Genomic DNA, 21,911 nt, shown 5'->3' with positions numbered 1-21,911 from the left:
GACGGGAGGCGCGGTGCGGGCCCGCCCCGCGCCTCCCGTCCGTCACCCACCACCGTCAGCAGAGGACTGCAGTGACCGACTCCACCAACGCTCCCATCGCACTCATCACGGGTGCCTCGCGCGGCATCGGCCGCCTGCTCGCCCAGAAGCTGGGCCAGCGCGGCGTCACCGTCGTCGTGACGTACAAGGGCAACGCCGACCTGGCCGAGGAGTCCCTGGCCGACGTCAAGGCGGCCGGCGGCGACGGCATCACGGCGCAGGTCGACATCGAGCAGCCGGAGTCGATCGACGCCCTGTTCGACCTGGTGCGCGACACCTACGGACGCCTCGACATGTTCGTGGCGAACGCCGCCGCCAGCGCGTTCAAGCCCGTCGCCGACCTCAAGCTGCACCACCTCGACCGCAGCTACGCCACGAACGCCCGCTCGTTCGTGCTCGGGGCCCAGCGCGCCGCGGAACTCATGGACCGCGGCGGTCGCATCGTCGTCGTGACGTCGTACGGATCGCTCCGGGCGTTCCCGACCTACGCCGCACTCGGTGCCGCCAAGGCCATGAGCGAGGCGTACATGAAGTACATGGCGGTGGAGTTCGGTCCGCGCCAGATCACCGTCAACGCGGTGAACGGCGGCCTCATCGACACCGACTCGCTCGAGTACTTCTACACGAAGGTCCCCGGCCAGGCGCCGATGGACACCGTGCTCGAGAAGCTCCCGCTGCAGCGCCCCGGGACGGCCGACGACATGGCCGACGCCGTCGACTTCCTGCTGTCGGACAAGGCCGGGTACATCACCGGGCAGGTGCTCTCGGTGGACGGCGGTCTGACGGTCATCGCCCCGCCGTACTGGTCGGACACCACGTCGCCCCTCCGCGACGCGGTGCTGCCGGCCGACGCTCCGGGCGCGGACACCGCAGAATAGGCGCATGAGCAGCGTCGCTTCCGCCCCCGTCGTGCCGGAGTCCCTCCGGACCGTCGCGTCACCATGGACCCTCGGCCCCCTGCACCTGGCGAACCGGGTGGTGATGGGGTCGATGCACACCGGGCTCGAGGTGCACGACGACGGCGGAGCCGGCATGGCCGCCTTCTACCGCGAACGGGCGGCAGGCGGGGCGGCGTGCATCATCACCGGCGGCATCGCGGTGAACGACGAGGCGCGCGGCGGTCCGGACTTCGCGGTGTTCGGCGTCGGGGGAGCCGACGAGCGGTTCCGGGTGGCGGCCGACGCCGTGCACGACGAGGGCGGGACTATCCTGGCGCAGCTGTTCCACGCCGGGCGGTACGCGCTCGCGTCGGGCATGGTCGACCGGCACGGCGACCCGCAGCGCGTCGTGGCACCCTCGGCCCTGCCGTGGGCGGCCGCCCGCGGCGTGGTTCCGACCGAGCTGACGTCGGCCGAGGTCGAGCGGACCATCGAGGACTTCGCCGCCGCTGCCCGCACCGCCCGCGCGATCGGGTTCGACGGCGTCGAGATCATGGCGTCCGAGGGGTACCTGATCAACCAGTTCCAGTCGCCGCTGACGAACCTGCGCGACGACGAGTGGGGCGGCGATGCGGAACGGCGTCGGCGCTTCGCGATCGAGGTCGTCCGGGCCGTGCGCGCCGCGGTGCCCGAGCTCGCCGTGACGATCCGGCTGTCCGGCGCGGACCTGATGCCCGGCTCGTCGACCGATGACGAGGTCGACGCGCTCGTGCACGACCTGCTGCCGCTCGGGCTCGACGGCATCTCGGTCGGCATCGGCTGGCACGAGTCCCGCACCCCGACCGTGCAGGCCTCGGTGCCGCACGGGGCCTGGCTGGCGTACGCGGCACGGATCGCCGCGGTGGTGCGCTCGTCCGCGTACCCGGACGTCCGTGTGATCGCCTCGAACCGGATGACGGACCTGCGCGACGGCGAGGCCGTGCTCAGCGACGGCCTGATCGACGCCGTCGCCCTCGCCCGGCCGTTCCTCGCCGATCCCGCCATCGTGTCGCGCTCGCTCGCGGGCGGGTTCGCACTGGTGAACACCTGCATCGGCTGCAACCAGGCATGCCTCGACCGTTCGATCATCGGCGCACCGGTGTCGTGCCTCGTGAACCCGCGGGCGGCCCGCGAAGTGGCCTTCCCCGCACGGCCGACCGCGGACCCGAAGCGCGTCGACGTCGTCGGTGGCGGACCGGCAGGGCTCGCCGCCGCGGTGGACGCCGCTCGCCGGGGCCACGACGTCACCGTCTGGGAGGCGTCCGACCGCCTCGGCGGCCAGTTCGGCCTCGCCGCACTCGTCCCGGGGAAGGAGGACTACCCCGCCACGGTGCGGTCCGCCCGTGCCGAGCTCGCCGAGCGGGGCGCCACGATCCACCTCGGACGCCCGGCCACGGCTCGGGACCTCGTCGACAGCGACGCCGTCGTGCTCGCGGCCGGGGTGGTCCCGCGGAGCATCGACGTCCCCGGCAGCGACCTGCCGCACGTGCTGTCCTACGAGCAGGCACTCCGCGAGGGGGTCGGCGAGGGCACCGTCGCGATCATCGGTGGCGGCGGCATCGGCGTGGACACCGCGGCGTTCCTGACCGAGTCGCCCGACGAGGTCGTCCGGGCCGCCGAGTTCGCGGCCCGCTGGGACCTCGACGTGTCCGAGGAGCTCGTCGGCGACGTGCCGCAGCGGCTCCCCGCGGCACAGCGCACCACGAGGCCGGGGTCGCAGGTGACGGTGCTCCGGCGTTCGGGCAAGTTCGGCCAGGGGATCGGCATCACCTCGCGCTGGGTCGCGATCGGTCGGCTGCGGGACGCCGGGGTTCGGATGGTCGGCGGCGTGCAGGAGTACCTGCGCATCGAACCCGGGGTGCTCTGGATCCGCGACGAGCACGGGGACGAGGTCGGCGTACCGGCGGACACCGTCGTGGTCTGCGCCGGGCAGGAGCGCGCGACCGACGCCGAGGGCGACGCGCCTGACGGACTCGCCACGGGCCTCCAGGCCGCCGGCGTGCCGTACGCCGTCGTCGGCGGCGCGCGGGACGCACGGAGCGTGGACGCGGTTCGGGCGACGTCCGAGGCCCTCGAAGCGGTGCGGCGCCTCGCGCCGTAGCGAGTCGGCTCGCATCACGGCCGGGAATCTGCAAGAATGAACGGTCGAATCGCCGCAGCTCGACCCTCTATCCAGCTGTGAGCGATCTCTCTCGAGCTTTCGCCGTGTGTGCCCCCACGCCCGCGGTTCCAGTTCAACCACAACGAAAGCAAACAGGAGCAATTGTGGCTGTCAAGATCCGTCTGAAGCGTCTCGGTAAGATCCGTGCGCCCTACTACCGCATCGTCGTCGCCGACTCGCGCACCAAGCGCGATGGTCGTGTCCTCGAGGAGATCGGTCAGTACCACCCGACCGAGGAGCCCTCGGTCATCAAGATCGAGTCCGAGCGTGCGCTCTACTGGCTCGGCGTCGGCGCGCAGCCGACCGAGCAGGTCGCGGCCCTCCTCAAGCTGACCGGCGACTGGGCCAAGTTCAAGGGCGAGAAGGACACCGAGTCCAAGGTCAAGGTCGCCGAGCCGAAGCCGGCCTTCCAGGTCGACTCCTCGAAGAAGGCCGTGCTCAAGCCGAAGTCGGAGAAGACGGCTCCCGCCGCCAAGGCCGACGACGCCGAGACCGCCGACGAGACGACCGAGGCGTAGTCCTTGCTCGAATCCGCGCTGACGCACCTCGTCAAGGGGATCGTCGATCACCCTGACGACGTGCGCGTCGCCAGCTCCACCTCCCCACGCGGCGAGGTCCTCGAGGTGCGCGTGCACCCCGAGGACCTCGGCCGCGTGATCGGTCGCGCCGGGCGCACCGCCAAGGCGCTCCGCACCCTCGTCACGGCCCTGGCCGACGGCAAGCGCGTGCGGGTCGACGTGGTGGACACCGATTCCTAGGGAGACGACCCAGCTCCGGGTGGGTCGAATCACGAAGGCGCACGGGCTCAAGGGCGGCATCAAGCTCGAGCTCTACACGGACGACCCGGATCGTCGGTTCACCCCGGGCGCCACGTTCACGCTCCAGGTCCCCGACGACTCACCGTGGTCGGGCAAGACCCTCGAGCTGGACGAACTGCGCTGGTACAACGGTCACCCCGTCGCGTTCTTCGCCGGGATCGACGACCGCACCGCGGCCGAGTCCCTGGCGCGCATCATCCTCTGGGTCGAGCAGGACGCCGACGCCGAGACCGGTGAGGACGACGCCTGGTACGACCACCAGCTCGTCGGGCTCAAGGTCCTGCGTGACGGCGTCGAGGTCGGCACGGTCGCCCGTGTGGACCACATGCCCGCCCAGGACCTGCTCGCGATCGACACGCCGTCCCGCGGCGAGGTCCTCGTGCCGTTCGTCTCGGCCATCGTGCCGGCGGTCGACATCGCGGCCGGCACCGTCACGGTCACGCCGCCGCAGGGGCTGTTCGAGGACCCCGAGGACACCTCGCGCCCCGAGACGGTCACGGACTAGTCCCCGTGCGGATCGACATCGTCACGATCTTCCCGGAGTTCTTCTCCGTGCTCGACGTGTCCCTGCTGGGCAAGGCCCGCTCCGGCGGTCTGCTCGACCTGCACGTGCACGACCTGCGGTCGTGGACCACCGACCGGCACCGCACCGTCGACGACACCCCGTACGGCGGTGGTGCCGGCATGGTGATGAAGCCGGAGCCGTGGGCGCAGGCGCTCGAGGCGCTCTTCCGGCCCGACGGTTCGTCGACCCTGGTGGTCCCGACGCCGGCCGGCACGCCCTTCACGCAGTCCATCGCGCGGTCGCTCGCGTCGACGTCGGAGCACCTCGTGTTCGCCTGCGGGCGGTACGAGGGCATCGACGCCCGCGTCTTCGAGTGGGCGTCGTCGCACGCCACCGTCGTGGAGCTCTCGCTCGGGGACTACGTGCTGAACGGCGGCGAGGTCGCCGCGATGGCGATGATCGAGGCCGTCGGTCGACTCGTCCCCGGCGTCGTCGGCAACCCCGAGTCGCTGGTCGAGGAGTCCCACGAGGACGGCCTGCTCGAGTACCCCTCGTACACCAAGCCCGCGTCGTGGCGCGGCCTGGACGTCCCCGACGTCCTGCTCAGCGGGCACCACGCCCGCGTCGGTACCTGGCGGCACGAGCAGCAGCTGGAGCGGACGCGGCGCGTCCGTCCGGACCTGCTGCCGCCTGCGTGATCGGCTGGCGCGTCTGCCTGCTGAACGCGTTTCGGGCTGAGCGACACTCCTCGCGGTTCGTTCCGCGTGAACTGTCGCTGAGCACGAAACCCGGCCCCGCCGGGTCTGCCTGGAGGCACGGGGCGGGCCCGCACCGTGCCTCCCGTCCGTCAGACGGTCGGGTCGGCGCGCTGAGCGCGACGCAGGGTCAGGACCTCGGGGCCGGCTTCGGTGACCGCGACCGTGTGTTCGACGTGCGCGGCACGTGAGCCGTCGACGCTGCGCAGGGTCCAGCCGTCATCGTCCTGGTAGAGCTCGTCGGTCGTCTGCATGAGCCACGGCTCGATCGCGACGACCAGCCCCGGTCGGAGCTTCAGGCCGCGACCCGGACGGCCGTCGTTCGGCACGTGCGGATCCCCGTGCATCGTGCGACCGACGCCGTGCCCGCCGAACTGCAGGTTCACGTCGTGACCGGCCTCGTGCGCGACGTGACCGATGGCGTGCGAGACGTCGCCGAGCTTGTTGCCGGGAGCCGCCTGGGCGATGCCGGCGGCCAGTGCTCGCTCGACCGTGGCGATCAGGGCCTGGTCCTCGTCGCGCGGCGTGCCGACCTGGACGCTCACGGCGGAGTCCGCGACCCAGCCGCCGACGCTCGCGGCGAAGTCCAGGCTCACCAGGTCGCCGTCCTGCAGGGTGTGGTCGTGCGGCAGCCCGTGCAGGGCGGCGTCGTTCACCGAGGTGCAGAGGTTCTTGCCGAACGGCGACATGCCGAACGACGGATGGTAGTCGACGTAGCAGCTCTCCGCCCCGCGTTCGGCGATCATCCTGGCCGCGACGCGGTCGAGGTCGAGCAGGTTGACGCCGACGTCGACGGTCTCGAGCAGCTCGTCGAGGACATCGGCCACGAACCGGCCGGCGACGCGCAGTCCGTCCAGCTCGGCGGGGGTGCGGAGTTCGATCATGGGTCCATCCTCGTCGTTTTGTCTCCCGCGCTCTCTGTGGCAGTATTGAACGCTGTGCCCTGGCTGGACTCTGCCACGGGGGAGTCGCCGACACCGGGCACGCACCACCACTTTCCGAACCTTCGATCCGCGGCGACCCGTGCGCGTCCGCAGAGAGTGAAACCCACCATGAGCCAGCTCCTCGACAACGTCGACGCAGCATCGCTGCGTACCGACGTCCCGGACTTCCGCCCCGGCGACACCATCAAGGTGCACGTCAACATCATCGAAGGCACGCGCTCGCGTATCCAGGTCTTCCAGGGAGTCGTCATCGGCCGTCAGGGCCACGGCATCGGTGAGACCTTCAAGGTCCGCAAGGTGAGCTTCCAGGTCGGCGTCGAGCGCTGGTTCCCGGTGCACTCGCCGATCATCGACCACATCGAGATCGTCACCAAGGGTGACGTCCGTCGTGCGAAGCTCTACTACCTGCGCGAGCTCCGCGGCAAGGCGGCCCGCCGCAAGATCAAGGAGAAGCGCGACGCCTGATCGCCTTCACAGTGAACGTCCGCGAGCCGGACGGCGCTGCGAGCCCCTCGTCCATGTACGGTTGTGCATCGACGGGGGGCTCTTCCCATTGCGGGGAGTCAGTGGTTCGAACGAGAGCGGAAATGACGGACACGACAGAGGATTCCGGGCGCAGGCCACGTGCTGAGAAGCAACGGAACGGAGTCCTCACATTCCTCCGCGACCTCGTCATCATCTTCATCGCGGCACTGCTCGTGTCGTTCCTGGTCAAGACGTTCCTGATCCGGTCGTTCTACATCCCGTCGGCGTCGATGGAGAACACGCTGCAGATCAACGACCGGGTGATCGTCAACGAGCTCGTCCCCGGCGCCGTGGCCCTGAAGCGGGGGGACGTCGTCGTCTTCAAGGACCCGGGCGGCTGGCTCACCGGGTCCGAGGTGCCGAGCGTCACGCCGGACACCCAGCCCGCCAAGGCCATCGACTGGCTCCTCACGCAGGTCGGGCTCGGCACCGGTGACAGCGACGACCACCTGATCAAGCGCGTCATCGGGCTGCCGGGCGACAAGGTGTCCTGCTGCAACGACCTCGGACAGATGTCGGTCAACGGTGTGCCGATCAAGGAGCCGTACCTGAAGCTCCCCGCCGGCGCCCCGGCCTCGGCCACCGACTTCTCGGTCACCGTGCCGAAGGGCACCATCTGGGTGATGGGCGACAACCGGAACGACTCGAAGGACTCCCGGTACAACGGCGACACCCCGTCGAAGGGCTTCGTCCCGATGTCCGACGTCACGGGCCGCGCGTTCGTCATCTCCTGGCCGGCGAGCCGCTGGACGTGGCTCGACGACCACCCCGAGGTGTTCGCCGGCGTGGAGGAGCGCGACGAGTGACCGCCGTCCGTCCGTCGCTCCGGGTCGAGAAGCGTCTGCTCGCCGAGGGCCGCGTGACGGTCATCGGCATGGACGAGGTCGGCCGTGGCGCCATCGCCGGTCCGGTCGGCGTCGGTGTGGCCGCGGTGACGCTCGACATCGGTCGTGTGCCCCAGGGGCTCGCCGATTCCAAGCTGCTCTCCGAAGCGCGCCGGACCGACCTCGTGCCCGTCGTGCAGCGCTGGGCACGCACGGCGGTCGGCATGGCATCGGCGGAGTTCGTCGACCAGCAGGGCATCGTCCCGGCCCTCGGCGCGGCCGGTGCGCAGGCGCTCGGCTCCCTGGTCGCCGACGGGGTGTCGCTCGACGGCGCGGTGGTGGTGCTCGACGGCTCGTTCGACTGGTTGAGCCGCGCCCTGCCCGAGGCGCTCCGTCCGGCCGCCGATCCGCTCGAGGTCGTCGTCCGGGTCAAGGCCGACCGCGACTGTGCCTCGGTGGCTGCTGCGTCGGTGGTGGCGAAGGTCGCTCGTGACGCGCTCATGATCTCGGCGCACGACGAGGCTCCGCACTACGGGTGGGTGTCGAACAAGGGCTACGGGTCGACGGCGCACTACGACGCGATCCGGACGATCGGTGCGCACGCACTGCACCGGAAGTCCTGGCTGCACCAGGCCTCGAGCGTCGCACTGGACGGGTTCGACGAACTCGACGCCGTCGCGGGTTGAGCCCGTCGTCCGCTCGGCCCTCCGTCGCCGTAGACTGTGGGCGCAATGGATGAGGACGAATTCGACGACTACGACCGCGAGGTCGAGCTGGCCCTGTACCGCGAGTACCGAGACGTGGTGTCGCAGTTCCGTTACGTGGTCGAGACGGAGCGCCGTTTCTACCTGGCGAACGAGGTCGAACTCGTGCGCCGTGACACGGAGCACGACTTCTACTTCGAACTGACGATGAACGACGTCTGGGTCTGGGACGTCTACCGTTCCGACCGGTTCGTCAAGGGTGTCCGGGTACTCACGTTCAAGGACGTGAATGTCGAGGAACTCACGACGCGGGAACTCGAACTGCCGAAGGAACTCGCACTCGACGAGTGATCGTCAATTTGCTTTCTTCTGCTTCTTTCTCGGTGAATCGCCGCTGATCCGAACCGGCGGTGAATTGTTCGCGCTATTCTGATGGGGATTCAACCGCCCCACGAACAGGAGCACCCCATGGCACAGAAGGTCACCGTCCAGCTCGTCGACGACCTCGACGATTCCCCCATCACCACCGGTGAAGGTCGGACGGTCGAATTCGCGTTCGACGGCTCGTCGTACGAGATCGACCTGTCGAACGACAACGTCGACAAGTTCCGCGAGGCGATCTCCGACTACATCGCCGCAGCGCGCAAGGTGTCCGGTCGCCGAACCGGCGGCGGTTCCGCCCCGAAGTCCGCGCCGAAGCGCGGCAACTCGGAAGAGCTCGGCAAGATCCGCGAGTGGGCCAAGGAGAACGGGTACGAAGTCTCGTCCCGCGGCCGCATCTCGACGCAGGTGCAGGAAGCCTACGCAGCAGCGCACTGACGCTCGTCGCAGCAGGACCCGGGTGATCTCGATCGCCCGGGTCCTTCTTCTTTCCTCCACAGGGGCAATTCGCGCGCGCTGATTCCACAGACTCTCCGACTCCGCCGATCGGGGTGTTCGTTCCGGAGATCGTTGTCGTGGAGGCAACGACATGGAACAAGACGTGCAACGTCCACCGGGGCGGTCGCTCCGGAATGGTCGACTCGGACGATTCGGTGAAGAACGAGCGGCGGTCTGGCTCGAAGCGCGGGGATTCCGCGTGCTCGAGCGGAACTGGCGATGTGCCCGCGGCGAGATCGACATCGTCGCGTGGGATTCCTGCACGCTCGCGTTCATCGAGGTGAAGACCCGTTCCGGGGCCGCGACCGGCCACCCGTTCGAGGCGATCACCGCCGCGAAGCTCACCCGGATGCGGCGACTCGTGCCCGAGTGGTTCGACGCGCATCCCGAGGTCTCGGCGCGCGCGGTCCGGGTGGACGTCGTCGCGGTCCACCTGGACGGTCCCCGCACCGTCGTCGAGCACCTGGCCGGTGTGTTGTGACCGGCATCGGGCGCGCTGCCGCGGTCGCGCTCCTCGGGGTCACCGGTCGTCGCATCGAGGTCGAAGCGCACCTGACCAGTCAGCTCCCGGCGTTCAGCATCATCGGTCTGCCCGACACCTCACTGGGCGAGGCACGCGAACGCGTGCGATCCGCGGCGGCGAACGCGGGGTGCCCGCTGCCCGCACGTCGGATCACCGTGAACCTGACCCCGGCGGCGATCCCGAAGCGCGGTTCGGGGTTCGACCTCGCCATCGCGATGGCCGTGCTCGCGGGTGCCGGTCTCGCGCCGGACGTCTCGGAGCGCATCGTCTACATCGGCGAGCTCGGCCTCGACGGGCGGGTGCGTCCGGTCCCCGGGGTGATCCCGATGCTGGTCGCCGCGCGCGACGCCGGTGCGGACCGCGTGGTGCTGCCCGTCGGCAACCTGACCGAGGCCCGCGTGGTCGGCGGGGTGCGGATCCGGGGCGTGGACTCGTTGCGGGCGGCGGCGATCGACGCCGGGGCGCTCCTGCCGGCGGTCGAGGTCGATCCGGTGCTGCCGGTCCCGGTCACGTCGGTGCCGCGTCCCGTGGCCGAACTGTCGGACGTCGTGGGGAACCCGGTCGGCGTCCGAGCACTCATCGCGGCGGCGGCCGGGGGACACCATGCACTGCTGCTCGGGCCGCCGGGCGCCGGCAAGACCATGCTCGCCGAGCGGCTGCCCGGGCTGCTGCCCGACCTCGACGACGAGACCGCGCTCGAGGTCGCCGCGGTCCGGTCCGTCGCCGGGCTGGGTTCCGCGTCGTGGAGCACGAAGCCACCCTGGGAAGCCCCGCACCACTCCGCGTCGGCGGTCTCGCTCATCGGCGGTGGGTCGGGGGTCCTTCGCCCCGGAGCCGTGTCGCGGGCCACCGGGGGCATCCTGTTCCTCGACGAGGCGCCGGAGTTCCCGCGGGCTGTGCTCGATGCGCTCCGGCAGCCGCTCGAGTCCGGTCGGATCACGATCCACCGTGCGGCGGGCGCGGCCGATTTCCCCGCACGCTGCCAGGTCGTCCTGGCGGCGAACCCCTGCCCGTGCGGCAACGCCGGTGGTGCGCACGGGCAGCCGTGCGAGTGCTCGCCGAGCACCGTCCGCCGGTACCTCGGCCGGATGTCGGGGCCACTGCTCGACCGGATGGACATCCGGGTGCTGGTGCCCCGGGTGACGACGGGTCGGATGCGGGACGCGGACGGCAGCACCCCGACGACGGCGGTCGCGCGTGCCGCGGTCGCGGCAGCCCGCGCCCGGATGGCGGAGCGACTGCACGGGACGGGATGGTCCCGCAACGCCGAGGTCACCGGGACGTGGCTCCGGGCCGAGGGGCGCATCGAACCCGGGTCGACGGCAGACCTCGACCGCGCACTCGACCTCGGCACCCTGACGATGCGCGGCTGGGACCGCGTGATGCGACTGGCGTGGACGCTGGCCGACCTCGACGCGGTGGAGCGGCCCACGGGTGCGCACGTCCGCGGAGCCCTCGCGCTGCGGAGCGCCCTGTGATCGCGGCGGGCACCGAGCTCCTCGACACGGTGGCGCGCCTGCTCGGGCCGAGCGGTGCGGCGGTCGACCCGGTGCAGGCCGCGGCCCGCGTCGCGTGGTCGGCCATCGTCGAGCCGGGGGACTCCGTCGCCGGAGAGCTCCTCGCCGGACTCGGACCGGAGCGCGCGCTCGGTGCGGTGCTGCTCGCCGCTGACAAGGACTTCGATCCGCTGCTGGGATGTTGCGTCGACGCCGAGGTACCGGGCGCCGAGGACCCCGCGGTGCTGCTCGGTGTGCTGCAGACCGCGGTGGAACGCTGGCGGCCCCGGCTGGCCGCCGTCGAGGTGGGCGACGTGCTGGCGGCGGCGGGAGCGGTCGGAGCCGGTCTGCTGGTCCCCGCGAGCGACGGGTGGCCGTCGGCGATGGACGACCTCGGTCCGCACGCCCCGGTGGTCCTCTGGACGCGCAGCTCGGGCGTGTGCCTCGGCGACGGGAGGCCGGCGCTCGGCGTCGTGGGGTCCCGGGCGAACACGGTGGCCGGGGCCGAGGCCGCGGCGGAGATCACGTCGACGGCGGCGGACGCCGGGTGCCGCATCGTGAGCGGGGGTGCCTACGGCATCGACGCGGTGGCGCACCGTGTCGCAGTCGCCGCCGGGACGCCCACGATCGCGGTCCTGGCCGGTGGCATCGACCAGCTCTACCCGGTGGGGAACGCGCAGTTGCTCCACAACGTGGCCCGGCAAGGGGCGTTGCTCGCCGAGTCGGCACCGGGGACGCGACCGACGCGGTGGCGCTTCCTCGCCCGGAACCGACTGATCGCCGCGCTGGCCGACGTCACGGTCGTGGTCGAAGCAGGCGCCCGGTCCGGGGCCCTCAACACCGCCCACCACGCCGCACAGCTCGGCCGGCCCGTGTTCGCGGTGCCGGGAGCGTTCGCGTCCTCGGCGTCGGTCGGGTGCCATCGACTCATCGCACAGGGGCGGGCACAGATCGTCGTGCACCCCGGGGATCCGGTCGCGACGGTGAGGCCCGCGACCGGGACGAGCGGGGGAGCGGTGCGCGACGAACCGCTCCTGTCCGGCAGGCAGGATCCCGAGGTGCTCCGGGTGCTCGACGCGCTCGGCCGTCGCGCCCTGCCCGAGGCCGAGATCGCCCGCCGGGCCGGGATGTCGACGGCCGACGTCGCCGACGCGCTCGCGCTCGCACAGCTGCAGGGACTCGTCGTCGCCAGCGGCGGCGGGTGGGGTCGGGCATGACGTCCGGTCGCCGTACGCTGGCGTCGTGGTTGCGCGGACGGACAGTCGACTCGTGGTGGCGGTGGACGCCTTCCTCCGGCACGCCCGGCACGCGCGTGGCCTCAGCGAGCAGACCCTCCGCGCGTACGCCAACGACCTCGAGCAGCTCGTGGTGTTCGCGGACGGTCGTGGCATCGACCGCGTCGCCGACGTCGAGCTCGAGCTCCTGCGTGACTGGCTGTGGGACGCCGATCACCGCGGGCTCGCCCGGTCGACCATCGCCCGGCGGTCTTCGTCCGTGCGGGCGTTCACGCGTTGGGCGAGCGAGACCGGGATGACGACGACCGACGCCGGGGTCCGGCTCCGCGCGCCGAAGGGTGGGGCGCACCTGCCTCGCGTGGTGTCGGCCGACCAGGTGCGCGCCCTGCTCGACGGACTCGGTGCCCGTGCGGCGACGGAGGACCCGACGGCGCTGCGGGACCTGGCCCTCGTCGAGCTCCTGTACGCGGCGGCCATCCGGGTCAGCGAACTGGTCGGGATCGACGTGACCGACGTCGATCGCGGACGCTTGACCGTGCGCGTGCTCGGCAAGGGCGGCAAGGAACGCGTGGTGCCGTTCGGGGTGCCGGCGCGGGACGCACTCGAGGCGTGGCTCGAGCGCGGACGGCCCGCCCTCGCGGCACGGGCGGAGGGAGCGGCCGGCACGGCGCTGTTCCTCGGCGACCGTGGCGCCCGACTCGGCGTCCGCAGTGCCTACCGCGTGGTGGCGCGGTTGCTCGGTGACCTGCCGGGCGAGGGCCCGAGCGGCCCGCACACCTTCCGGCACACCGCGGCGACGCACCTGCTCGACGGGGGAGCGGACCTTCGTGCGGTGCAGGAACTCCTCGGTCACGCCAGCCTCGGGACGACGCAGATCTACACGCACGTGTCGTCGGCCCGGCTGCGCGAGGTCTACCGGACAGCGCACCCGCGCGCCTGACGCTGCGCCGACGTGCGTCCCGGTCGGTTCCGCTCACCCGGGCCAGGCCGACTCGGGCAGCAGCACCGGCCACTCGGCCGGTGGCAGGTACGCCATCGGGTCGACGTAGCGACCGTCGACGCGAGCACCGAGGTGCAGGCACGGCGCCGACGCCGGACAGTGTCCGACCGAGACGCGTCCGACCGCCGCACCCCGCACGACCTCGTCTCCCGCGGCGACCAGGGGCGTCACCGAGTCGAGCGTGCTGACCAGCCCGTCGCCGTGGTCGATGGTCACGACGGAGCGGCCGCCCACCGCGCCGGCGAACGCCACGGTGCCGTCGTCCACCGCCGAGGCGGTGCTCCCGAGGACGGCCGGGACGTCGAGGCCCCGGTGGCCGGCGGCGTAGTCCGAGGACGCTGGTTCCCACGCGCGCTCGACGACCCGCGATCCGGTGGGCCAGACCCAGCGAGCCTCGACCCGGCCCGAGTCGGTCGCAGCACCCGCCAACGCCCCGGCGCCCGTCGACGGCGATGCACCGAGCACCGCCGTCCCGCTCAGCACCGCCGCGCACACCACGGACAGCAAGACGGAACGTGCAGTCGATCGCATGTCCCCAGCTTCGGCCGTGGAACCGGCCCCGGGGCGGACCCGAGGTGATCCGTGGAGGGGGAGTCGCACCTCCAGGCCCTGGGGAGGAACCATGCAGCGACGGGCGCGACGGGCGCGACGGAACCGACGTCGTACGACAACGACACCGACGTTCCGCCTCCGCACGGGAGCGAGTCCTGCCGATCACGCCCCGGTTATGACCAGATCCCGAGCGAGGAGTACAGTCGGGGCCGCTCCGGAACACGCAACGCCGCTCGGACGGCGAACCAGCCGACCGCCGGGGCACCGTGCTGCACACCGGCACGGCGGCAGAACCCAGGAGCATCGTGTCCACCACGACCACCGGGCACGGCGAAGACCGTGCGTTCAAGGGGAAGGTCACCCTGTTCGCCATCGCGGCGGCGGTCGGTGGCTTCCTGTTCGGCTTCGACTCGTCCGTCATCAACGGCGCCGTCGACGCGATCAAGGGCGAGTTCGACCTCTCCGACGCGGCGAGCGGGTTCGCGGTCGCCTCGGCCCTGATCGGCTGCGCGTTCGGCGCCTACTTCGCAGGCCGCCTCGCCGACCGCTACGGCCGCACCCGGATCATGTTCTGGGCCGCCGTGCTGTTCTTCGTCTCGTCGATCGGGTCGGCGTTCGCGTTCGCGACGTGGGACCTCGTGATCTGGCGTCTGGTCGGCGGTCTCGGCATCGGTACTGCCTCGGTCATCGCACCGGCGTACATCTCCGAGGTGTCCCCGAAGGCGATCCGCGGGCGGCTGGCCTCGTTCCAGCAGCTGGCGATCACGCTCGGTATCTTCGCCGCGCTCCTGTCCGACCAGCTCTTCGCCGTCACCGCGGGCAGCGCCTCGGCCGAGGTCTGGGGCCTGGCGGCCTGGCGCTGGATGTTCCTGGTCGGGGTGATCCCCTCGGTCGTCTACGGCGTCCTGGCGATCACGCTGCCGGAGTCCCCGCGCTACCTCCTCACCAAGGGTCGTGCTGACGACGCGCGCGTGGTGATGGGCAAGATCGTCCCGCGCGACACCGTGAACACGAGCCTGGAGGAGATCCAGGACGGCATCAAGAAGGAAGCGAACGAGAAGAAGGGCTCCATCCGGGGCAACCGCTTCGGGCTCCAGCCCATCGTCTGGGTGGGCATCATCCTCGCCGTGCTGCAGCAGTTCGTCGGCATCAACGTGATCTTCTACTACTCGACGACGCTCTGGCAGGCCGTCGGCTTCAAGGAGGAGGACTCGTTCCTCATCTCCACGATCACCTCGGTGGTCAACGTCGCCGTCACCTTCGTGGCGATCTTCCTGGTCGACAAGGTCGGTCGCAAGCCGCTGCTCGTCGCCGGTTCGGCGGGCATGTTCGTCTCGCTGACCATGGTCGCCATCGCGTTCTCGCAGGCGACGATCGTCGACGGCAGCCCGAGCCTCCCCGGCTCGTGGGGCGTCATCGCGCTGATCTTCGCGAACCTCTTCGTGGTGTCCTTCGGCGCCACGTGGGGCCCGCTCATGTGGGTGCTGCTCGGCGAGATGTTCCCGAACCGCATCCGGGCCACGGCGCTGGGCATCGGCTCGGCCGCCAACTGGATCGCGAACTTCATCGTGACGATCTCGTTCCCGGTGCTCTCGGGCTTCAACCTGACGGTCACCTACGGCATCTACGCGCTGTTCGCGTTGCTGTCGCTGTTCTTCGTCATCGCCAAGATCCCGGAGACCAAGGGCCGCTCGCTCGAGGAGATGGGCATCTCCGCCGACGGCGACACGGTGGACGCCAAGGCCTGATCGGCCGGTCGCGCACCGCGTCAGTTCCGCACGGATCGCCGGAAGGGAGGCCCGGATCACGTCAGCCGCGAGGCGCGCGTGATCCGGGCCTCCCTTCTGTTAGCATCTATCCAGCAGCGTGCTGATGCGCGCTGACTTCGCGTGTCCACCAGGCCCTCACCGGCTCGGTACCCGACCACCGGTCCCGCTCCCACGAGCGGGCGGTCGCGTGCCAGGACACCAGGGACCACGACCGACGGTCGTGATCGACACAACCGCAACAGGTCCGCAGGGACGTGCGAGAGCACGGCTGCGCGCCGAGAACACAGAAGGAGGACGGCACATGGCCGTCGTCACCATCCGCCAGCTGCTCGACAGCGGCGTCCACTTCGGACACCAGACCCGTCGGTGGAACCCGAAGGTGAAGCGCTTCATCCTCGCCGAGCGCTCGGGCATCCACATCATCGACCTGCAGCAGTCGCTGGCCTTCATCGACCGCGCGTACGACTTCGTCAAGGAGACGGTCGCGCACGGTGGCACGATCCTCTTCGTGGGCACCAAGAAGCAGGCCCAGGGCTCCATCGCCGAGCAGGCGACCCGCGTCGGCCAGCCGTACGTCAACCAGCGTTGGCTCGGCGGTCTGCTCACGAACTTCCAGACGGTCTCCAAGCGCCTCGCGCGCATGAAGGAGCTCGAGGAGATCGACTTCGACGACACGACGAAGGGCTTCACCAAGAAGGAGCTCCTCATCAAGAAGCGCGAGCTGGACAAGCTCCACAAGACCCTCGGTGGTATCCGCAACCTCACGCGGACCCCGAGCGCGCTCTGGATCGTCGACACCAAGAAGGAGCACCTCGCCGTCGACGAGGCGCAGAAGCTCGGTATCCCGATCATCGGCATCCTCGACACCAACTGCGACCCCGACGAGATCACGTACCCGATCCCGGGCAACGACGACGCGATCCGCTCCGTCGGTCTCCTGACCCGCATCGTCGCCGACGCCGCGGCCGAGGGCCTGAAGACCCGCCACAACGGTGGCGACGAGGACGAGGCCAGCGAGCCCCTCGCCGAGTGGGAGCAGGAGCTCCTCGGTGGCGAGACCGCCGCCACGACCGAGGCGCCCGCCGCCCCCGTCGAGGAGAACGACGCTGACGCGCAGGTCGCCGCGAAGGAGATCGGCGAGCCGATCGCCGACGAGGCGAAGAACGCGGAGCCGACGGCCGAGGCCGAGGCAGCCGCGGAGACCACCCCCGCCGAGTGAGTCGCCGGGGCGCCGGACCCACCGGGTCCGGCGCCCCGACTGCACTCCACTCTCCACACACGTACAGTCCAGAAAGGACTCCAGTCAATGGCAAACTTCACCGCTGCTGACGTGAAGAAGCTCCGCGAGGACCTCGGCGCCGGCATGATGGACGCGAAGAACGCGCTCGTCGAGGCCGACGGCGACTACGACAAGGCCGTCGAGCTGCTCCGCATCAAGGGTGCCAAGGCCGTCGCCAAGCGCGACGACCGTGCCACCTCCGAAGGCGTCGTCGTCGCGACCTCCGAGAACGGCGCCGCCACGGTCGTCGAGCTCGCGAGCGAGACCGACTTCGTCGCGAAGAACGAGAAGTTCACCACCCTCGCCGACAAGGTGCTGGGCGCGGTCGCCGCTGCCGGTGCCGCCGACGTCGCTGCCGCCAACGCCGCGCCGCTGGACGGCAAGACCGTCCTCGAGGTCGTCAACGAGGCCGCTGCCGCGCTGGGCGAGAAGCTCGAGGTCCGCACGGTCCGCCGTGTCGAGGGCTCGGCCTTCGAGATCTACCTGCACAAGACCAGCCAGGACCTGCCGCCGCAGATCGCCGTCGTCATCGCGTACGAGGGTGACAACGCCGCCGAGGCACGTTCGATCGCGCAGCACGTCGCGTTCGCGAACCCGACGTACCTGACCCGCGACGAGGTCCCGGCCGAGGCCATCGAGAAGGAGCGTGCGACCGTCGAGGCGATCACGCGCGAAGAGGGCAAGCCCGAGGCTGCGCTCCCGAAGATCGTCGAGGGCCGGGTGAACGCCTACATCAAGCAGGTGTCGCTCCTCGACCAGGACTACGCGAAGGACAACAAGATCTCCGTCGCGAAGGCCGCCGAGAACGCCGGCATCACGATCCAGGGCTTCGCCCGCGTCAAGGTCGGCGCGTAACGAACCCGTGACGGGGTCAGGAACCAACCAGGTTCCTGGCCCCGTTTTTCGCGCGCACGGGCACGGCACGCGCGCGACACATCCGCGAGTACATTTCCACGAGACCACGACGAAGGGTGCGGACCAGATGACCGACGAGAAGACCGGACGACGCCGCGTTCTGCTGAAGCTGTCGGGAGAGGCGTTCGGCGCCGGCTCCCTCGGGGTGAACCCCGACGTGATCGGCACCATCGCCAAGGAGATCGCCGTCGCCGCGCGCGAGGTCGAGATCGCGATCGTCGTCGGCGGGGGCAACTTCTTCCGGGGTGCCGAGCTCTCGCAGCGCGGCATGGACCGCGGCCGCGCCGACTACATGGGCATGCTCGGCACGGTGATGAACGCACTCGCGCTGCAGGACTTCCTCGAGCAGGCGGGAGCTGCAACCCGCGTGCAGTCCGCCATCGCGATGACCCAGGTCGCCGAGCCGTACATCCCGCGGCGCGCCGAGCGGCACCTCGAGAAGGGCCGGGTTGTCATCTTCGGCGCCGGTGCCGGGCTGCCGTACTTCTCGACCGACACGGTCGCGGCGCAGCGTGCGCTCGAGATCAAGGCGGACGAGGTCCTCGTCGCCAAGAACGGCGTCGACGGCGTGTACACCGCCGACCCGAAGAAGGACGCGACGGCCGAGAAGCTGCACCACGTGACCTACCAGGACGCGCTGCTGAAGGGCCTCAAGGTCGTCGATGCCACCGCGTTCTCGCTCTGCATGGACAACGGCATGCCGATGCACGTCTTCGGCATGGAGGGCGAGGGCAACGTCCAGGCCGCGATCCGTGGCGAGCGCATCGGCACCGTCGTCAGCAACTGACCCCCGCGCTGACTAGACTCGACGCCAGTACCGAAGGAGTAACACCGTGATCAGTGATGTCCTGACCGAAGCCACCGAGAAGATGGCGAAGGCCGTGGAGGTCGCCAAGGACGACTTCTCGACCGTCCGTACCGGCCGGATCAACGCCGCGCTCTTCCAGAAGATCCCGGTCGACTACTACGGCACGCCGACGCCGCTCGCGCAGCTCGCGTCCCTGCAGACGCCCGAGGCCCGCACGCTCATCGTCACGCCGTACGACAAGTCGGCGCTCAAGGAGATCGAACGCTCCATCGCGACGTTCCCGAACCTCGGCGCCAGCCCGTCGAACGACGGCGAGATCGTCCGCGTGACGATCCCGGAGCTCACGCAGGACCGCCGCAAGGAGTTCGTCAAGCTCGTCCGCGGCAAGGGCGAGGACCACAAGGTCGTCATCCGCAACATCCGCCGCAAGGCCAAGGACGACCTCGACGCGCTCAAGGGTGAGATCTCCGACGACGAGATCTCGCGTGGCGACAAGGACCTCGAGGCCCTGACGAAGAAGCACGTCGACCAGATCGACGACGCGCTGAAGAAGAAGGAAGCCGAACTCCTCGAGGTCTGATGCGTCGCTCCGACCAGGGCGATGACCGCCCCACAGCAGAGCACGGGCCCGCGTCGAGCGGGCCCGTGAAGAAGGGGCTCCGTCAGGACTTCGATGCGCGTGCACGAGCGGCGCGCACCGACTTCGAGGCGCAGCTCCGCCAGCGCAAGGCCGAATTCGGCGCGCGCAACGAAGCGCTCACCGCGCGGACCGGGCGCAACCTGCCGGCGGCGATCGGGATCGCGCTCGCGTTCGCGGTCGTGATGCTCGGCACGCTGCTCCTCTGGCCGCCGTCCTTCATGGTGGTCGCGGCGTTCCTGCTGGGCGTCGGCGTCTACGAGCTGACGAGCGCGATGCGGTTCGCCGGGCGCGACGTCCCGCGGATCCCGAGCGTCGCGGTCGCGGTCGCGATCGTTCCGGCGGCGTTCCTGCTCGGGCAGGTGGCGGCGCTGTTCACCCTGCTCGGCGGCATCGTCCTGATCAGCGTCTGGCGACTGGTCGAGGTCGCCGTCGCGCGGCAGAAGCCCCCGGCCGGCAACGTCGCCCGTGACCTCACCAACGGGTTGTTCGTCCAGGCCTACATCTCGCTGCTCGGCGCCTGCGTCGTGCTGCTCTCCGCCCAGCCGGACGGCAACCTCTGGGTGATCGGGTTCATCCTCGTCGTCGTCGCGGTCGACACCGGCGCGTACGCCACCGGGCTGAACCTCGGCAAGCACCCGATGGCACCTCGCATCAGCCCCAAGAAGACGTGGGAGGGTTTCGCCGGGTCCGTGGCGGCGAGCATCGTCGTCGGCATCCTGGTGGCCCTGTTCATGCTCGGGCTGCCCTGGTGGACGGGTGTCCTGCTCGGTGTGCTCATCTCCGGTTCGGCCACGCTGGGTGACCTGACCGAGTCGATGATCAAGCGCGACCTCGGCATCAAGGACATCTCGTCGTTCCTGCCCGGACACGGCGGCCTGCTCGACCGCATCGACAGCATCCTGCCGTCCGCCGCGGTCGCCTACGTGCTGTACCTCATCGTCAACCACTGACCGCGGTCGTGTCGGCTGAACGCCGCACTCAGCGCGTCCAGGTTGTGCCACGGGTCCGGACTGGCAGAATGACGCCGTGGCCACCACCTTCCCGACCGCAGCCCGTTCCGCTCTCGGTTACGACGTCGACGAAGTCGAGCGTTTCCTCGAGGACGCCCGGCGCGCGTACTCCGCCGACGACAGCGCTCCCGGCATCGAGGCCGCGAAGATCCGCGCCACGGCCTTCTCGATGCGCAAGGGCGGGTACTCCACGTCGCACGTCGACGCTGCGCTCGAGCGGCTCGAGGACGCCTTCGCTGCCCGTGAGCGTGAGCGTGAGATGAGCGAGGTCGGCAAGAAGGCCTGGTACGCAGAAGCACGGACGAAGGCATCCGACGTCGTGGCGCGGCTCGAGCGGCCGGACGGTCAGCGGTTCAGCCGGGTCAGCGTGCTCGGCACCGGCTACCACCCGAAGGACGTCGACGCGTTCGCCGCCCGGCTCGCCGGGTACTTCCGCGAGGGCAAGCCGCTCAGCCTCACCGAGGTCCGTTCGATCGTCTTCCGCCCGAAGCACGGCGGGTACCGCGAGGCGCAGGTCGACGCGCTGCTCGACGCCGTCGTCGAAGTGATGCTCGCTGTCCGGTGACGACGCGCTGTCCCCAGGTGCTTCGCTTTCCGTGATCGTTCCGTTACCCTGGTCCTACTCATGGGCAGGCACACGGCAGACTCAAGCTCCGACCGCGATACCCGCGAGCACCTCAGCCTCCAGGCTTCCGGTGAGCGCCGCGCGGCAATGCAGCGAACCCGCACGACGGAGACGTCGGCGTTCGGGGTGACCCCGCAGGCAGCGGCCGCGACGACGGGTCCGGTCGCCACGCCGAAGTCGGTGGCGGCGAACCGCGTCTCCGACGAGCGTGTGGCGTCCTTCGCCCACGATGCCCTCGTCGAGGCCGACCAGCGTCCCGCGAAGCAGCGCACCGCGACGGTGCAGCGCCGTGCGACGCCGAAGCTCGTCAAGCCCGCCGCATCGTCGGTGAACGCCGTGGCCCGCAAGCGCGCGACCGCCCCGATGATGTCCTTCGTCGGCGTGTTCCTGTTCGTCGGCGGCTCGCTGTTCAACCCGCTGCAGGCCGACGTCGCACAGGCCGCCGTCGACACCCCGGTGCTCGTGAAGACGCCGCCGGCACCGCAGCAGTACACCGCGCACGGCACCTACGCCGTGGCCGCCGCCGACCGTGACGGCTACGACGTCACCGTCCCGGCCCCGAAGGTCGTCAAGCCCGTCGTCGAAGAGGACGAGGCCGACGCCGAGACCACCGACGACACCGCGGCCACCGAGACCCAGCCGGTCTCGGCCGCCAACACGCTCGCCGCCACCGCCGCGACGCCCGACCCGGGCAGCGCGCAGGCGATCGCCCTGCAGCAGGTCACGGCTCGTGGCTGGGGGACCGACCAGTACAACTGCCTGGTCTCGCTGTGGAACAAGGAGTCCGGCTGGCGGGTGAACGCCTACAACCCGAGCGGTGCGTACGGCATCCCGCAGGCCCTCCCCGGCAGCAAGATGGCCACGGCCGGCGCCGACTGGCAGACCAACCCGGCGACGCAGATCACGTGGGGTCTCAACTACATCGCCGGCGTCTACGGCACCCCCTGTGGTGCCTGGGGTCACAGCCAGGCCAACAACTGGTACTGAT

Annotated in this window: 25 protein-coding genes; 23 read left to right on the top strand and 2 right to left on the bottom strand. The window is 70.6% G+C overall.

Annotation, left to right across the window (positions count from 1 at the left end; genetic code table 11):
- Positions 1 to 71: 71 nt before the first annotated feature.
- From DEJ35_RS04540 to trmD, 6 genes are all read left to right on the top strand, one after another.
- Positions 72 to 917 carry an SDR family oxidoreductase gene (locus DEJ35_RS04540; RefSeq protein WP_110859098.1) on the top strand — a complete coding sequence of 282 codons (846 nt, stop codon included), beginning with the start codon at positions 72 to 74 and terminating at the stop codon, positions 915 to 917.
- 4 nt (positions 918 to 921) lie between these two features.
- Positions 922 to 3,057, top strand: a complete 2,136-nt coding sequence (locus tag DEJ35_RS04535) for an FAD-dependent oxidoreductase (RefSeq protein ID WP_111192131.1) — start codon at positions 922 to 924, stop codon at positions 3,055 to 3,057.
- Positions 3,058 to 3,221: 164 nt separating this feature from the next.
- A complete protein-coding gene (gene rpsP, locus DEJ35_RS04530) occupies positions 3,222 to 3,635 on the top strand; it encodes a 30S ribosomal protein S16 (RefSeq protein WP_027465884.1) in 414 nt (137 codons plus the stop codon).
- A 3-nt stretch (positions 3,636 to 3,638) separates the two neighbouring features.
- A complete protein-coding gene (locus DEJ35_RS04525; RefSeq protein WP_017888258.1) occupies positions 3,639 to 3,875 on the top strand; it encodes an RNA-binding protein in 237 nt (78 codons plus the stop codon).
- 19 nt (positions 3,876 to 3,894) lie between these two features.
- A complete protein-coding gene (rimM, locus tag DEJ35_RS04520) occupies positions 3,895 to 4,440 on the top strand; it encodes a ribosome maturation factor RimM (protein WP_171907871.1) in 546 nt (181 codons plus the stop codon).
- A 5-nt stretch (positions 4,441 to 4,445) separates the two neighbouring features.
- Complete coding sequence (gene trmD / locus DEJ35_RS04515) at positions 4,446 to 5,138, top strand: tRNA (guanosine(37)-N1)-methyltransferase TrmD (protein ID WP_111192130.1); 693 nt, start codon at positions 4,446 to 4,448, stop codon at positions 5,136 to 5,138.
- 149 nt (positions 5,139 to 5,287) lie between these two features.
- On the opposite strand, the gene map is transcribed toward trmD, so the two are convergent.
- Complete coding sequence (gene map / locus DEJ35_RS04510; protein WP_111192129.1) at positions 5,288 to 6,079, bottom strand: type I methionyl aminopeptidase; 792 nt, start codon at positions 6,077 to 6,079, stop codon at positions 5,288 to 5,290.
- Positions 6,080 to 6,247: 168 nt separating this feature from the next.
- On the opposite strand from map, the gene rplS reads away from it, so the two are divergent.
- The 9 genes from rplS (at position 6,248) to DEJ35_RS04465 (ending at position 13,265) form a co-directional block, all read left to right on the top strand.
- Positions 6,248 to 6,604 (top strand): 50S ribosomal protein L19, encoded by a 357-nt coding sequence (gene rplS / locus DEJ35_RS04505; RefSeq protein ID WP_017888254.1) that lies wholly within the window; start codon positions 6,248 to 6,250, stop codon positions 6,602 to 6,604.
- A gap of 122 nt (positions 6,605 to 6,726) precedes the next feature.
- Positions 6,727 to 7,470: a signal peptidase I gene (gene lepB, locus DEJ35_RS04500; RefSeq protein ID WP_110859094.1), complete on the top strand. Its 744-nt coding sequence runs from the start codon at positions 6,727 to 6,729 to the stop codon at positions 7,468 to 7,470.
- Positions 7,467 to 8,174, top strand: coding sequence for a ribonuclease HII (locus tag DEJ35_RS04495; protein WP_110859093.1), 708 nt, complete (start codon positions 7,467 to 7,469; stop codon positions 8,172 to 8,174). Before lepB ends, DEJ35_RS04495 begins: the two co-directional genes overlap by 4 nt.
- 45 nt (positions 8,175 to 8,219) lie before the next feature.
- Complete coding sequence (locus tag DEJ35_RS04490; RefSeq protein ID WP_017888251.1) at positions 8,220 to 8,543, top strand: DUF2469 family protein; 324 nt, start codon at positions 8,220 to 8,222, stop codon at positions 8,541 to 8,543.
- A 117-nt stretch (positions 8,544 to 8,660) separates the two neighbouring features.
- The gene (locus tag DEJ35_RS04485) at positions 8,661 to 9,011 is read left to right on the top strand and encodes an Lsr2 family protein (RefSeq protein ID WP_017888250.1); all 351 of its coding nucleotides are present in this window, start codon (positions 8,661 to 8,663) and stop codon (positions 9,009 to 9,011) included.
- A gap of 151 nt (positions 9,012 to 9,162) precedes the next feature.
- Complete coding sequence (locus DEJ35_RS04480) at positions 9,163 to 9,552, top strand: YraN family protein (protein WP_110859092.1); 390 nt, start codon at positions 9,163 to 9,165, stop codon at positions 9,550 to 9,552.
- The gene (locus tag DEJ35_RS04475; RefSeq protein ID WP_110859091.1) at positions 9,549 to 11,072 is read left to right on the top strand and encodes a YifB family Mg chelatase-like AAA ATPase; all 1,524 of its coding nucleotides are present in this window, start codon (positions 9,549 to 9,551) and stop codon (positions 11,070 to 11,072) included. The genes DEJ35_RS04480 and DEJ35_RS04475 overlap by 4 nt, the downstream gene beginning before the upstream one ends.
- Positions 11,069 to 12,307, top strand: a complete 1,239-nt coding sequence (dprA, locus tag DEJ35_RS04470) for a DNA-processing protein DprA (protein ID WP_111192128.1) — start codon at positions 11,069 to 11,071, stop codon at positions 12,305 to 12,307. Before DEJ35_RS04475 ends, dprA begins: the two co-directional genes overlap by 4 nt.
- Before the next feature lie 25 nt (positions 12,308 to 12,332).
- The gene (locus DEJ35_RS04465) at positions 12,333 to 13,265 is read left to right on the top strand and encodes a tyrosine recombinase XerC (RefSeq protein WP_258378431.1); all 933 of its coding nucleotides are present in this window, start codon (positions 12,333 to 12,335) and stop codon (positions 13,263 to 13,265) included.
- A 33-nt stretch (positions 13,266 to 13,298) separates the two neighbouring features.
- Here DEJ35_RS04465 and DEJ35_RS04460 read toward each other — a convergent pair whose 3' ends face one another.
- Positions 13,299 to 13,856, bottom strand: coding sequence for a murein hydrolase activator EnvC (locus DEJ35_RS04460; RefSeq protein WP_181430095.1), 558 nt, complete (start codon positions 13,854 to 13,856; stop codon positions 13,299 to 13,301).
- A 326-nt stretch (positions 13,857 to 14,182) separates the two neighbouring features.
- Between DEJ35_RS04460 and DEJ35_RS04455 the strand changes: the two genes are divergently transcribed.
- The 8 genes from DEJ35_RS04455 to DEJ35_RS17530 all read left to right on the top strand — a co-directional run bounded on the left by DEJ35_RS04455 (position 14,183) and on the right by DEJ35_RS17530 (position 21,910).
- Complete coding sequence (locus DEJ35_RS04455) at positions 14,183 to 15,625, top strand: sugar porter family MFS transporter (RefSeq protein ID WP_258366745.1); 1,443 nt, start codon at positions 14,183 to 14,185, stop codon at positions 15,623 to 15,625.
- A gap of 322 nt (positions 15,626 to 15,947) precedes the next feature.
- A complete protein-coding gene (gene rpsB, locus DEJ35_RS04450) occupies positions 15,948 to 16,865 on the top strand; it encodes a 30S ribosomal protein S2 (RefSeq protein ID WP_027465874.1) in 918 nt (305 codons plus the stop codon).
- A gap of 87 nt (positions 16,866 to 16,952) precedes the next feature.
- Positions 16,953 to 17,780, top strand: a complete 828-nt coding sequence (gene tsf / locus DEJ35_RS04445) for a translation elongation factor Ts (RefSeq protein ID WP_111090475.1) — start codon at positions 16,953 to 16,955, stop codon at positions 17,778 to 17,780.
- Between the two features lie 127 nt (positions 17,781 to 17,907).
- Positions 17,908 to 18,627, top strand: a complete 720-nt coding sequence (pyrH, locus tag DEJ35_RS04440; RefSeq protein ID WP_110859085.1) for a UMP kinase — start codon at positions 17,908 to 17,910, stop codon at positions 18,625 to 18,627.
- A gap of 46 nt (positions 18,628 to 18,673) precedes the next feature.
- Positions 18,674 to 19,228: a ribosome recycling factor gene (gene frr, locus DEJ35_RS04435; protein ID WP_110859084.1), complete on the top strand. Its 555-nt coding sequence runs from the start codon at positions 18,674 to 18,676 to the stop codon at positions 19,226 to 19,228.
- Positions 19,229 to 19,293: 65 nt separating this feature from the next.
- Complete coding sequence (locus tag DEJ35_RS04430; protein WP_110859157.1) at positions 19,294 to 20,238, top strand: phosphatidate cytidylyltransferase; 945 nt, start codon at positions 19,294 to 19,296, stop codon at positions 20,236 to 20,238.
- Positions 20,239 to 20,314: 76 nt separating this feature from the next.
- On the top strand, positions 20,315 to 20,863 hold the full coding sequence (locus DEJ35_RS04425) for a DivIVA domain-containing protein (protein WP_071406375.1): 549 nt from the start codon (positions 20,315 to 20,317) through the stop codon (positions 20,861 to 20,863).
- A 147-nt stretch (positions 20,864 to 21,010) separates the two neighbouring features.
- Complete coding sequence (locus DEJ35_RS17530) at positions 21,011 to 21,910, top strand: lytic transglycosylase domain-containing protein (protein ID WP_258378430.1); 900 nt, start codon at positions 21,011 to 21,013, stop codon at positions 21,908 to 21,910.
- Position 21,911: the final 1 nt, after the last annotated feature.

Source organism: Curtobacterium sp. MCPF17_051 (genome assembly GCF_003234595.1).
GTDB classification, from domain to species: domain Bacteria; phylum Actinomycetota; class Actinomycetes; order Actinomycetales; family Microbacteriaceae; genus Curtobacterium; species Curtobacterium flaccumfaciens.
This window is presented reverse-complemented; position numbering and strand designations above follow the sequence as displayed.